Below are 14259 nucleotides of genomic sequence, written 5' to 3' on the forward strand. Positions count from 1 at the left end.
ACAATTATGAAACTTTATCATATCACTTTAATATTGACAACCGTCCTTATACCGCTTTTTTCGAGTTGCAATGATTTCCTCGAAGAAAAAGTGTACACAGAATATTCTCCGAAAGCTTTGCTTTCAACTCAAGAGGGTATAGATGCCTTGTTAGCCGGAGCTTATTCTCGCTCCAGAATTGTTCAATACGATAGTAGGAATTACACCTATCTCTTCAATGAGTTCCCTACGGACATTGCTTTTGAAAGTGGTGGAGGGCTTGAGAGGAATGCCGCTCCTTTCATTAATTTCACATGGTCTATTGATGACCAACTCCTCAACAGTTTTTGGGAAAAGATGTACACTGCTATTTCCAGTGCAAATTCGGTCATAAATGTTGTGGAAAATATTCCGAATATGTCAGAGCAAAAGATAAATTCAGCCCTTGGAGAGGCACGATTCATAAGAGCCTCATCCTATTATTTCCTATATAATCTTTTCGGAACCGTTCCGATCATAGAAATATCAAAGGATGCCAGTCCTGATGAAATAGAAGAAATCGGTTCATCTACACCGCGAGCTACAAAAGAACAAATGATCAAATATATAGTAGATGACCTCGTCTTCGCGTCAGAAAATCTGCCGGAGAAGGAGGATCCAATTGGAAAGGCCACAAAAGGGGCTGCTCTTGCCGTCTTGACCAAATTGTATATGCATGAGAGGGATTGGAACAATGTTGCACAGACTGCTAAAGAAATAATAGACCTAAATGTGTACACTCTCTATGGCGACTATGTGAAGATGTTTTCCATAGAAGGGGAGGACAACAAAGAGTTCATCTACCGCGCCCCATGCATAGCGCAGCCGGGGTATGCCAATAACTACATGGCTCATGCCTTTCCTCCTAATTACCCCATACAGAGCAATTGGTTGAACTTCGGAGCACAGTTTAGAACCTATACTGCCTTCTATGACACATTCGCAGAGAACGATATCAGGAGGAAATGCTTTGTCACTCATTATGTGGATCAATCCGGAACCGAAGTGGAATTGCTTCGTTCCAACGGAGTGGCACTCAACAATGCAAGAAGCTTCAAATATGTACCGGATCCGAATGCAGTTGGCGAAAAAATGGGTAATGACATTGTATATATAAGATATACCGACATTCTTCTATGCAGGGCGGAAGCTCTTAACGAGCTAAATGGTCCGAACGCAGAAAGTGCTCAACTAATAAATCAAATCAGAAACAGAGCGGGAATAGAAGCCATAAACTTATCGGACTACCCAACAAAGGAAGGTCTGCGCGATCTTATCTTGGAAGAGAGGGGACGAGAGTTCTTTTCTGAAGGATTGAGACGTGAAGACTTAATCCGCCATCATAAATTTATTTCGAATGCAATCGCCCGTGGAAAGAAAGCTCAGGACTATCAGGAACTTTACCCTATTCCGCTAAGGCAGTTGGAAGCCAACCATAACTTGAAACAAAATCCGGGCTATTCTAATTAACTAAAACAAATACGATCATGACATTCTCAAGACCAAACAACTTTTTGCTTTTATCCTGCGGATTGATCCTCCATGGATCGATAGCATCGGCCGGCAACACAGCATCAGGAAAGGACGTACGCCCCAACATTGTTCTTTTCATGGTGGATGACATGGGGTGGCAGGACACCTCTGTCCCGTTTTGGACGCAGCGTACGCGTCTTAACGACATATACGAAACGCCAAACATGGAACGGTTGGCCGCACAAGGAATGATGTTTACTCAAGCTTACGCCTGTCCTATCAGCTCACCAACCCGATGTAGCTTGATGACAGGTTCCAACGCGGCACGTCATCGAGTAACGAATTGGACGTTAGAAAAAGGTGTGTCAACCGACGATCCGGATAAGGACTGCCTCACACCGGACTGGAACTACAATGGGATCAGCCAAGTGGCGGGTACGGACCACACCTATGTTGGCAAATCATTCGTAGATCTGTTCCGTGAGAATGGCTATCACACCATCCATTGTGGAAAGGCTCATTGGGGAGCGATCGGCACACCGGGGGAGAACCCGACACACTTTGGGTTTGAAGTAAACATCGCTGGACATGCGGGTGGCGCGCCTGCCACATACCTCAGCGAACGTAACTTTGGCAATGTCACAGACGGAAAGCCATCGTCCAAGTTTGCTGTCCCCGGATTAGAGAAGTACTGGGGAAGCGGTGTGTTCCTGACCGACGCCCTGACACAGGAGGCGATTTCCGCGCTACGAAAAGCTAAGGAATATCATCAGCCTTTCTACCTCTATATGTCGCAATATGCTATACACATCCCAATTGACCGAGATATGCGTTTCTTCAATAAATACATCCTCAAAGGTCTGTCAGAGAAGGAAGCGGCCTATGCGTCGCTAATCGAGGGAATGGACTGCAGTCTTGGCAAGATTATGGACTGGCTGGATGAAAACGGCGAGACGGAAAACACTATCTTCATCTTTATGAGTGACAACGGTGGATATGCTACCGGAACACAATGGCGCGACGAACCATTGTTCACGCAAAATGCACCGTTGAAGTGCGGTAAGGGATCGCTCTATGAGGGTGGAATACGCGAGCCGATGATCGTGAGATGGCCGGGGAAAGTCGTGGCAGGAAGCAGATGCGACCATTACCTGATGATAGAGGACTTCTATCCTACACTATTGGAAATGGCAGGTATTCATAATTACAAAGTGCCGCAGACCATCGATGGGCGCAGTTTCATGCCTATGCTACTCGGAACGGGCGACACATCGAAAGAGCGAATGTTGATTTGGAACTACCCCAACGTATGGGGGAATGATGGGCCGGGCATCAGCCTGAACTGTGCCATAAGAAAGGACGACTGGAAATTAATATATGACTACAAAACAGGGCAGAAAGAACTCTACAATATCCCAAAAGACATAGGCGAACAAATTAACCTTGCTCCAAGCCATCCAGAAATAGTCCGAAATCTGTCCAGCGAATTAGGTCGGTCACTAAGGAGTATGCATGCTCAACGGCCGACGTTTAAGGAAACTGGACTAAAATGCCCTTGGCCAGACGAAGTGAAATAAACATGTTTTATTGATTTTCATTTATGATAAGTTCAAGTGATTTCGATGATATTAATAAGTCTTATTGTGTGTAATCAATATCCTTTCTACGCTAATATGAGTACACATAAATTATAAAACACGACATCGTGTTTTAAACACAATGCAATTAACGTTCTTTTGTGGAACTCTTGTACTACTATTGAAGTACACGATGAGGAACATAAAAGTTATTGTGAAGACATTAAAATTTATTTTTTATCGAAATCACTTGAAATAATACTATCTTTATCTCATGAAGTTTGATTTATATGATATATGGTAGAAGAAAGTAAGCTTATAGTCGCTTTAAAAAGTGGTTCTACGCAGGCATTAAGTAAGATTTACCAACTCTATGCCAAGCGGCTTTATTCTTTTTGTCTACAATATTCCAAATCGAGTCAGGATGCGGAAGAAATCGTTGAAGATGTCTTCATACGACTATGGAATATCCGTTCTTCTATTCGTCAAGAAGAAACATTATGCAAACTGCTCTTTATAATGTCTCGTAGATTACTTATTAATGCCTATCGTCGTAGGGTAAATGAGCCAATCTATGCAGACTATGTGGAGGCATACAATATTGTTGACGAAGCTCATAACGAAAGATGGATAGAATTCGAAGAATTTAAAAAGCGATTAGATATAACAATAAGAAAACTACCAAAAACTCAACAACAAGTTATCAAATTATCTCGGCTTCAAGGAATGTCAATCCGTGAAATAGCAGTTTACATGCGACTGAGTGAACAGACTGTAAAAAATCAGTTGTCACAAGGATTGCATACATTACGCACAAGGCTTATAGGTCTGTATGGATTATCGGGAGTATTTTATTTTTGTATAAAAACATCACTACTAACTTTCTTATACTGATAAGTATAAAATGTTATCTGAATAAATTACATCAAAGAAAGATGGATATTTTAGAATCTAAATTTAAAAAAGAGCGATTAACTCCATCAGAGTTAGAAGCTCTACGTCAGCACGTAAACAAACAGACAGATCTCGACATAGAACATACCATGTATCAAGCATGGATGGAATATGACTTCAATATCACAGATGTAGATGACGAATGCATATCATCAATATGGCAACGCATCTTATCACGAATCGCTCATCCAAACATAACTACTGCAATGAAATGTATAGTTGGATTAGCTGCCGCATCAATAATATTACTTATTGGATTTTCCATTTACTATCACTCGGAACTTCAACGCATAAAAAAGGAACAGATAATAGCTTACACACGAATGGGTGAGAGAGCAACTACCATATTGCCAGACGGAACAGAAGTAACATTATATAATAATTCCAAACTAATCCATACAATTGGAGATTACAATGAGTCTGAGCGACACATTGAGTTTTCTGGTATTGGTTACTTTGCCGTGACCAAGGACAACCATCGCCCTTTTCTAATAGACACTTATGGATTAAAGGTAAAAGTCACCGGAACCAAATTTATGCTAAAGTCATGCAAGAATCGGGAATATGGTGAGTTGCTATTAACGCAGGGAAGCGTAGAATTAGAATCTGCTCTAACGCATCAGAAAGTGAAAGTGAAGCCAGGACAGCGTGCATTATTAGAATACCGTACAGGTCTTTTTCAAGTAATGAGTGACGCAGACACTGAAAATATAGATTCTTGGCAAAGTGGAATGCTTTCCTTTACTCAAAAAACTTTATCTACCGTTTTAAGCACTACAGAAGATTATTATGGTGTAAAAATTATACTGGAAGACAGTTCATTACTCAGTGATCGTTTCACAGGTACACTCCCTACCAATGACTTGAGCCAATCGCTACGTATCATTAGCGAGGCCTACGGACTACGTTTCGTAATAAACGGTCAAAATGTAACATTACAGAAAAAACATAAGTAACACTTACGTGTTTTGTTTGAATTCGCTATATCTTGAACATTTCTGTTAGTCCGAATTCGGTTAAAGTAAAAAACTTGGAAAAGCAGGATCTTTATCAGCAAGATAAGATGGTAAAATAATTTAAGCCTTCATTTATTATTCTGATAAATTTATCAAAGCTACGAACAACATTAATATAAGAAAGAGCCGGTTAATTTTAACCGACTCTTTCTTATATTGCTTAAAAATCAAATCTCTATATTTAAGCAGCCTTAGCTTTTTCAACGATAGCTTTGAAAGCTTCCGGATGATTAACTGCTAAGTCAGCCAATACCTTACGGTTGATTTCAATACCTGCTTTATGCAAGCAACCCATTAGCTTACTGTAAGAGAAGCCTTCGAGACGAGCAGCTGCATTGATACGTTGAATCCATAAAGCACGGAAATTACGCTTCTTTGTTTTACGGTCACGGTAAGCATAAGTCAAACCTTTTTCCCATGTATTCTTGGCTACAGTCCATACATTCTTTCTCGCGCCAAAGTAACCTCTGGTAAGACTTAAAATTTTCTTTCTTCTTGCTCTTGAAGCAACATTGTTTACTGATCTTGGCATAGTTTTAAAAATCTTTTTTGAATGTTAGCGTCACTATTCGTGAACTTGAGGCTATACACTCGGTTAATACTCTAATTTTTTAAGTTTACGCTCTCCTTAAATTAACGCAAGCAAAGTAACTCTTTAACCTGCTGATTGTTGGTTCTGTCAACAATAGCAAAGTGCTGGAGATTTCTTTTTTGCTTTTTAGTCTTCTTCGTCAGAATATGACTATGATAAGCGTGCTTTCTCTTGATTTTACCCGTTCCGGTAAGAATAAATCTTTTTTTGGCACCGGAGTTAGTTTTGATCTTTGGCATCTTTTTAAATTTTAAATTATTAGTATTTAAATGATAACGTACTATACCTGCACGTCACTCACTCTTTTTATATCTCCTCTTCGGTCTGTCCTTGCAACTTTATAGCATCTTCCGGTTTCAGTGCATCAGCTAATGTTGTCCCTTTATGTTGCATAACAGAAGAGACAACTTCCTTTCCCTTTGATTGTTGTTGTGGTTTTGTTACCACTTTCTTCTTTGTAACTCCAGGTTTAGGAGCCAGCTGAATGGTCATTCGTTTACCTTCGAGCACAGGCATCTGTTCAACCTTTGCATAGTCTTCCAAATCATTCGCAAAACGAAGCAATAAGACTTCGCCTTGTTCTTTGAAAAGAATGGACCGACCACGGAAGAACACATAAGCCTTAACCTTATTCCCATCTTCAAGGAATTCAATAGCATGCTTCAACTTAAAGTTATAATCGTTATCACCTGTTTGAGGTCCAAAACGAATTTCCTTCACTTCTACTTTCACCTGCTTGGCTTTCTGTTCCTTCTGACGTTTCTTCAACTGATAAAGGAATTTAGAATAATCTATTAATCGACAAACCGGCGGAGTGGCATTCGGTGAAATCTCAACCAAATCAACTTCCTTTTCCTGAGCCATCTGAATGGCTTTATAGGTAGGGACCACTATTGATTCTATATCATCACCTACTATACGGACTTCACGGACATGTATCTGCTCATTAACACGATATTGCCCCTTAACACTATCATTCTTCATGAATTTTCTTACCTGTTTGTTTCTTATTTTTTTAATTCCTCTATTATTTAATACGTTAGAAGGACCTCCACATAGAGCCCTTATACAAAATTCGGTTGCAAAGTTACCACTTATTTATCATTTCTGAAACTTCTTCAGCAATTTTTTTACCAAAATCTTCAACTTTCATGGCTCCCTTATCACCTTCTCCCTGCTTACGAACAGAAACTTCGCCATTGGCAACTTCCTTTTCTCCGACAATCAACATGAATGGAATGCGTTTCATTTCATTGTCACGAATCTTTCGGCCAATCTTTTCGTTACGGTCATCAACCACAGCGCGAACATCATACTTAGCCAAAATATTCTTCACTTCATTGGCATAGTCATTAAACTTCTCACTAATAGGAAGAATAGCACATTGATCAGGAGTAAGCCACAAAGGGAACTTACCTTCAGTATGCTCTATCAATACAGCTACAAAACGTTCCATAGAGCCAAAAGGTGCACGGTGAACCATAACCGGACGATGCTTCTGATTATCAGCACCGGTATATTCCAACTGAAAACGCTCTGGCAAATTATAATCTACCTGAATAGTTCCCAACTGCCAACGTCGGCCAATAGCATCTTTTACCATGAAATCTAATTTTGGACCATAAAAAGCAGCCTCACCGTATTCTATTTTAGCTTTCAAACCTTTCTCTTGACAAGCTTCAATAATAGCTGCCTCTGCCTTATCCCATATTTCATCACTGCCCATATATTTCTCATGATCGTTAGGGTCGCGTAAAGAAATCTGAGCTTCAAACTCCGTAAAATTCATAGCACGAAAAACAATGGAAATAATATCCATCACACGAAGAAACTCATCCTTTACCTGATCGGGACGGCAAAATATATGTGCATCATCTTGAGTAAAACTACGCACCCGAGTCAGGCCATGAAGCTCCCCACTCTGCTCGTAACGGCAAACCGTTCCGAACTCAGCAATACGCAAAGGCAAATCCTTATATGAACGCGGAGTATTCTTATAGATCATGCAATGATGAGGACAGTTCATTGGTTTCAAGAAATACTCCTCGCCTTCTTCCGGAGTATGTATTGGTTGGAATGAGTCCTTTCCGTAATGCGCATAATGACCTGAAGTAACATACAAAAGTTTGTTACCTATTGGCGGACAAATAACCTCTTTATAGTCGTAACGAGACTGAATACGACGCAAAAATTCTTGCAGACGCAAACGAAGCCCCGCACCTTTCGGTAACCAGATAGGAAGTCCCTTACCAACTACATCACTAAACATGAAGAGTTCCATTTCCTTCCCTATCTTCCGATGATCACGCTTCTTAGCCTCTTCAAGCATAACAAGGTAATCATCTAACAATTTCTTCTTCGGGAATGTGATACCGTATATTCGAGTCATCTGTTCGCGAGCAGCATCACCACGCCAAAAAGCAGCCGATACACTTGTCAACTTGATAGCTTTAATAATTCCTGTATTTAAAAGATGAGGTCCTCTACACAAATCTGTAAAGTTACCTTGTGTATAGGTAGAAATGGTTCCATCCTCCAAATCTTGATCTATATGTTCACACTTATAGGTTTGTCCGGCTGCATTAAATTCCTTCAATGCATCTGTTTTAGAAACATTACGACGAACCAGCGGTTCCTTTTTAGCGGCCAACTCCTGCATTTTCTTTTCAATAACAGGAAGATCTCCTTCTTTGATTACCTCACCATTGACAGGCATCACATCGTAGAAAAAACCATTTTCAATAGCCGGTCCAAAACCAAATTGAATACCAGGATATAAATCTTGCAATGCCTCAGCAAGTAAGTGAGCACTTGTATGCCAGAATGTGTGCTTACCTTCTTCATCGTCCCATTTATACAAAACAAACTTCGCGTCTGTTGTTATAGGGTAATTAAGATCTACCGTTTCACCATTCACACCACAAGATAAAACTTCTTTGGCTAATTGCGGACTCAGACTTTCTGCAATCTGCAGGCCAGTTACTCCTTCGTTATACTCACGAATGGAGCCATCAGGAAATGTAATTTTTATCATAACTATATATACTTTTACGAACTATCATACAACAATAGTTCCTACATAAGCCGCAAATTTAGATATTTCTTTTAAAATCTTAACTAAATTATCCGGAAAATCTACTCTTTCACATCAGTAAAACGTTTAATGATATTATAAGCAGAATATAAGCCTAACTCACCAGCTTTACTTAAATCCTCAATTCCCTGCCGATTATTACCTAAATAGATATTTGTCAGTCCACGATTAAAATAGGCATCTGCAAACTTTGAATCTAATTCCAAACACTGATCATAATCCACCAAAGCAGCATGATAATCTTTCATCATACTTTCCACATTCCCTCTATTATAATAGGCATAAACAAAATCAGGAGCCAATTCTATAACTTTATCCAAATCTTTCTTTACGCTATCATAATCTATTGCCTTGACTGCAAGCTTCTCCACTCCATCATCTCCACTCATGCGCTGATATTCCAATTGTTTATAACGAATCAAAGAACGCATAAAATAGGCTGGAAAGAAGTCTGACGATTGTTCTATCACATTATTTAAATCCTTTAATGCATTATCAAAATCTTGAACCAGATAGAAATCCATAGCTCGGGCAAATTTCTTATTTACATCATCGGGATGTGCCACAATCTGAGCAGACATCTCATCAATAGACGTAAAATGTTTTTTAGCCTCCTCTTCTGTTAAGGCAGCCTCATTATTGGTAATCAGCAACCGGTCTGGGAGAACTTTAGAGTTATTCATCTGCTCGATAAACTTATAATAATTAACTTGCGACTTTACATCACTCGACTTCTCATAATAAGTAAGAGCATACATCGGTTCCGGCTTGATGGCTACATTCTTATCCTGCACTCGTCCACGATAATCATTCTTATATTTTGTTGTCTCCTCATCACTATCTGCCACCACCAACTTATGGTAATTATTCATATTTTTATCCGAACGTTTGCGGGTTTGTTCCCTATCATCTTCTTCATTCTCATCGGCAGTATCGTTAACCATACTCTTACGAAGGCCATTCTGCCTATCAAGTTGAGCACGAAGTACTTTCAACTCATCCTGTTCTGCTCCTTTCAAATCACCGATTTTTCTCCGAGCTGCAGCACGCTGCTGATAACCAACTAAAAAGTTCGGATATTTATTAATAACAGTAGTATAATCCCGAATAGCACCCTTATAATCCCCTGTTTGATCTAAGAGTAAACCACGATTAAAGGTAGCCATCATATCTGCAGGATCAATGTTTAGCACAAAATTAAAATCCTCAATTGCTCGATTATCATCTCCAACTTGAGCACGGAGCAATCCTCTATTGTAATGACCAATAAAGTTATTCGGATCAACACGTAATCCCAAATCGTAATCATCCATAGCTCCTCGAAGATTCTTCTGGTGAAAACGTGCAAGTGCTCGATTTATATATGGAGTGGCATCTTTAGTAGATAAATGTATAGCCTGATCCAAATCACCTTCAGCTTCTTGCCATTTTTCTTGTCGCAAGTGCAACAAAGCTAACGTATTCCATGCATCCGGATCATACTTATCCAAATCGAGAGAACGTCTAATATCTTTCTCTGCGGTAATTGTGTCTTTCTGCTGTAAATCAATCTCACTGCGAATCAAGTATGCCTTCGTATATTTTGGAGAAATTGTCAGTAAAGTATCTAAATCTGCCTTTGCCCCTTCATAATCATTCAAACGCAACCGACACAAAGCCATATTATGCCAAAGAACTATATTCTCCGGATCAAGCTTCAATGCAGTCTGATAATCCATGACAGCACCTTTATAATTATCCTGACGAATACGAGACAGTCCACGCACCTGATAGGCACTTACAACAAACGGATTCCTATCAATGGCCTCCGAGCAATCCTTCTCAGCCCCTTGATAATCATCCAAGTTAAACTTAGCCAATCCACGGAAAAAGAATGGGTCAGCCAAATATGGTTTTGCGTTTATTACTTGATTAAAATACTGTATAGACAGTACATAGTCCTCAAAATACAAAGCATTACGAGCGATTGACATCACACGCTCCGTATTTATCTGAGCTTTTCCGAGACTCGGAATAAATAAAACTATATATATAATAAGGTATAGGAAACGCTTAACCATAATATATAAGGTATAAACTCCTTTATTTTTTCACTTGTTTCATCTTATACGAGCTTCTGGCTTTTCCATTAAGCATCACATTCAATTTTCCACGAATAAGCTGCTTCCGGAAAGGAGACAAGTGATCAATGAACATTTTTCCATCCAAATGATCAAATTCATGTTGCATTACTCTGGCAACATATCCTTCAGTCCACTCATCATGTTCCTGAAAATTCTCATCCAGATATCTAACATGGACTCTTGCGGCTCGTTTCACATTCTCGTGAATACCAGGCAAGCTCAAACATCCCTCCTCCATATCTACCATCTCTCCTCCCGTTTCTATAATATGAGGATTTATAAATGTATGGATATATCCTTTCAGTTCAGGCATATCATCACTAATAATATCAAGATTAATAATCACGACCCGAATATTAAGTCCAATCTGAGGAGCTGCTAACCCTACACCATCTGCTCTTGCCAATGTTTCATACATATTGACAATCAAACTTTTCAACTCAGGATAATCAGGTGTAATATCTTCGGCAACTTCACGCAAAACCGGTTGCCCATATACATAAATAGGTAATATCATCTTTTTATATCTTTATTTCGTTTACTTTCCATGTACGACTGTAGAATAATAGTTGCGCTAATCTCATCTACCAATGCCTTGTTCTGACGATCTTTCTTTTTTAAGCCTCCATCAATCATAGCCTGATGAGCCAATACAGATGTGAATCGCTCATCATAAAGTTCAACAGGAATCGATGGCAATACTTTTTTTAATCTGTTCATAAAAGGAATTATTCGCCTCATATTCTCACTATCCTCGTTATTCATCTGTTTGGGATATCCAAGAACAATCCGTTCAACATCTTCACTTTGCACATATTGTTGTACATAAGTCATCAAATCTGAAGTAGCCACCGTCCCTATTCCATTAGCGATTAATTGTAATGGATCTGTCACGGCAACACCGGTTCTCTTTTTTCCATAATCTAATGCTAAGATTCTGCTCATATTTGGAACAAAAATACAACATTTATCTTTCTTAAGCCTACTTTTTATGAACTAATTGTTGTTTTTCTGCTTTTTTTTAATAAAATCTTCAGTTTTAAATAAAATTTATTTGGATATAAAAAAAATAGTATCTACATTTGTAACGTAATTTAGCGTGGCGTAATGTCTATGCTAAGTTGCAAAATCGGAAGGTTAAAAACATTGCTTTAGAGGCATGCAGACAAGACATTGGGTAGTTATATTAAGTGCTTGGGTATTTTTATTATGTCCTCATGGAGTAAAGGGACAAACTTCCGGTAATGCGATCGTTGACAAACTTGTTATAATGGGTTATGAGAATGTTCGGTGGATTGAAACTCCGGCTGAACGTATCTACACAATTGAAAGCACTGAGGAAAAACGCATCGGAAAAGGTATTGCAACTGCTTTGAAAGCTATTCAAAATGGAGGATTACCTTCTGATAAGTTATGTAGAGTCATTGTAACGGATAATAATATTCCACAAGTCGAACTGACGTATTACTCTAAAAGCGAGAACGATACTACAAACATTCGACCTGGGGATTGGGACGTTTCCTATGATGTAACAGACAGTTGGAACAAAGTAAAACATGTAAAGAAGAAAAATAGTTCCCTATTTAAAGTTGATGTAGTTATTTATCCGCAGCTTTCATATATGAACATGATTATTACTCAAATCTATCAATGGCTTTTCGATTTAAGCCCGGCTGTAGAAGTTTCACTTTGGCCGGGGGGCAAACTGACAGGCATGTTGAAGATTCCGGTATATAATGACGGATATGGAATATTGGAGGATAAAGTTCATCCGGGACATTTGACTATTTCCCAACGATTTTGCTTACCATATAATATAAAAGGAAAAGTAACTGTTGGCTATTTCAACAACGATCGTTGGGGAGGAGATTTACAGCTTTTCTATCCATTTCCTGATCAACGATTCTCCGCTACGGCAAGAATCAGTTATGTTGGTATAGGATATTGGTATGGTTTTAGGTTACATTACGATAATAAAATGACGACGACTTGGTCGATAGGTGGCAACTTTTATTGGCCGAAGTATAATACGCAATTCAGCTTAAGAGCCCAACAATTCTTTCTGAAAGAGAAAGGCGTAGTATTTGAAATGATTCGCCATTTCCGTTATGCATCGGTTGGCTTTTACGCAGAAAAAGCAGAACATGCAAAAATGAATGGTGGATTCCGCTTTCAGATTTTGTTACCCGCTTACAAAATGAAAAGACGTGGCTACATTCCGAGAGTGAATATTTCGAATAATATGGGACTTATTTATAATGCAAACAACGAACGAAAGTATTATAAAGAGTTTAAAGCTGAGGTTAGTGATAATATAATGGAACGCAATCGCTATAACCCCTATTTTATTAAATCAGAGTTAGAAAATTATTAAATTATTAATTATTATTTTACAAAATGATGAAAAACAAGCTTTTTAGCAGTTTAAGTATTAAATTGGTACTTGCTGCAGTAGCGTTAACAACATTAACGTTTACATCTTGTTCAAAAGAAGACTTTGACACTAAAGTCATCTACAATCCTGCTCAGGTTATTATAACCCCACAGGTGATGGCCATTGATATGGCTAATGGAACGGTATCAGATGTTACAAAAGATGCTACTTTTACATGGGAGGGAATTACTGCATCTGGTAATACTGCTACAATTGCCGGAACAACAGACAATCCGTCAATTTCTGCTGCAACTGTTACGATTAAAGCCGCATACAAAGAAAAAACCGGTTCTGTAACAATACAAACACCTGCTTTATTAACAGGTATCGTTACTATGAACCCGACTATCTTTGTCATCGAAAAAGGACCGGTAAATCCGGAATGTAACTGTTACAACTCATTTGAACTGAGAAAACAATCAGATCCAATGCTCGGTAACAAAATTTACATGACTCCAACTACTCATGCATATACTCACAATGGCAAACAATACATTGAAAACCCAAGTGAGTACTTCATGACAGTGACAGTTAAGGCTCCTATCAATAAGAAACGTACTCTCATCGGTACTCCGGTTATCCTTGATTTGGAACATGAGGCAGAATTAAAAGCCATCATCGACAATCTTGCAAAAGGTATGACTTATGATAACACTGAGATGAAAGAGTACACCTTTAAATCAAGTGCTTATAGCTTATTCACAGCTTATGTTCAACCAACAGTTGTAACATACACATACGCAGTTGTAAGAATATGTAAAGATGGTACTAAGACAGATGTTGCTACATTCGATATGCAAGACCAGTCTTATCATACAGTTGTTCCTGAAGAAATAGGACATCCTTCACACGCTGGTCACTACCATGCAGGACACGGACATGACGCAGGTCATGGACACGGACACGGAAGCGGTAACGCTGGTGGTGGTATTATCAATGCAGACTAATCTGTATAGTATTGAATAAGTTAACATTAAA

At 38.9% G+C, this 14259-nt stretch carries 13 protein-coding genes; 6 read left to right on the plus strand and 7 right to left on the minus strand.

Annotated features, from left to right (window positions below; all coding sequences use genetic code 11):
• The first annotated feature begins 6 nt into the window (after window positions 1-6).
• From LO761_RS02790 to LO761_RS02805, 4 genes are all read left to right on the plus strand, one after another.
• Window positions 7-1488 (plus strand): RagB/SusD family nutrient uptake outer membrane protein, encoded by a 1482-nt coding sequence (locus tag LO761_RS02790; protein ID WP_272816800.1) that lies wholly within the window; start codon window positions 7-9, stop codon window positions 1486-1488.
• 17 nt (window positions 1489-1505) lie between these two features.
• Window positions 1506-3068 (plus strand): sulfatase, encoded by a 1563-nt coding sequence (locus LO761_RS02795; RefSeq protein WP_272816801.1) that lies wholly within the window; start codon window positions 1506-1508, stop codon window positions 3066-3068.
• A 297-nt stretch (window positions 3069-3365) separates the two neighbouring features.
• Window positions 3366-3962: an RNA polymerase sigma factor gene (locus LO761_RS02800; RefSeq protein ID WP_272816802.1), complete on the plus strand. Its 597-nt coding sequence runs from the start codon at window positions 3366-3368 to the stop codon at window positions 3960-3962.
• A gap of 149 nt (window positions 3963-4111) precedes the next feature.
• A complete protein-coding gene (locus tag LO761_RS02805) occupies window positions 4112-4978 on the plus strand; it encodes a FecR family protein (RefSeq protein WP_272816803.1) in 867 nt (288 codons plus the stop codon).
• Window positions 4979-5219: 241 nt separating this feature from the next.
• On the opposite strand, the gene rplT is transcribed toward LO761_RS02805, so the two are convergent.
• From rplT to ruvX, 7 genes are all read right to left on the minus strand, one after another.
• Window positions 5220-5570, minus strand: coding sequence for a 50S ribosomal protein L20 (gene rplT, locus LO761_RS02810; RefSeq protein ID WP_272816804.1), 351 nt, complete (start codon window positions 5568-5570; stop codon window positions 5220-5222).
• A 101-nt stretch (window positions 5571-5671) separates the two neighbouring features.
• Window positions 5672-5869, minus strand: coding sequence for a 50S ribosomal protein L35 (rpmI, locus tag LO761_RS02815; protein WP_272816805.1), 198 nt, complete (start codon window positions 5867-5869; stop codon window positions 5672-5674).
• Window positions 5870-5936: 67 nt separating this feature from the next.
• Window positions 5937-6614 (minus strand): translation initiation factor IF-3, encoded by a 678-nt coding sequence (infC, locus tag LO761_RS02820; protein ID WP_272816806.1) that lies wholly within the window; start codon window positions 6612-6614, stop codon window positions 5937-5939.
• Between the two features lie 103 nt (window positions 6615-6717).
• A complete protein-coding gene (thrS, locus tag LO761_RS02825) occupies window positions 6718-8664 on the minus strand; it encodes a threonine--tRNA ligase (RefSeq protein ID WP_272816807.1) in 1947 nt (648 codons plus the stop codon).
• Between the two features lie 101 nt (window positions 8665-8765).
• Complete coding sequence (locus LO761_RS02830; protein ID WP_272816808.1) at window positions 8766-10784, minus strand: tetratricopeptide repeat protein; 2019 nt, start codon at window positions 10782-10784, stop codon at window positions 8766-8768.
• A gap of 22 nt (window positions 10785-10806) precedes the next feature.
• Complete coding sequence (gene def / locus LO761_RS02835; RefSeq protein WP_272816809.1) at window positions 10807-11364, minus strand: peptide deformylase; 558 nt, start codon at window positions 11362-11364, stop codon at window positions 10807-10809.
• The gene (ruvX, locus tag LO761_RS02840) at window positions 11361-11792 is read right to left on the minus strand and encodes a Holliday junction resolvase RuvX (protein ID WP_272816810.1); all 432 of its coding nucleotides are present in this window, start codon (window positions 11790-11792) and stop codon (window positions 11361-11363) included. Before ruvX ends, def begins: the two co-directional genes overlap by 4 nt.
• Before the next feature lie 214 nt (window positions 11793-12006).
• Between ruvX and LO761_RS02845 the strand changes: the two genes are divergently transcribed.
• Together LO761_RS02845 and LO761_RS02850 are read left to right on the plus strand one after the other, a co-directional pair.
• Window positions 12007-13221 carry a hypothetical protein gene (locus tag LO761_RS02845; RefSeq protein WP_272816811.1) on the plus strand — a complete coding sequence of 405 codons (1215 nt, stop codon included), beginning with the start codon at window positions 12007-12009 and terminating at the stop codon, window positions 13219-13221.
• Window positions 13222-13244: 23 nt separating this feature from the next.
• Window positions 13245-14228, plus strand: a complete 984-nt coding sequence (locus LO761_RS02850; RefSeq protein ID WP_272816812.1) for a DUF3869 domain-containing protein — start codon at window positions 13245-13247, stop codon at window positions 14226-14228.
• The last annotated feature ends 31 nt before the right edge of the window (window positions 14229-14259 follow it).

The sequence above is a fragment of the Phocaeicola oris genome, from assembly GCF_021295095.1.
GTDB lineage: Bacteria > Bacteroidota > Bacteroidia > Bacteroidales > Bacteroidaceae > Phocaeicola > Phocaeicola oris.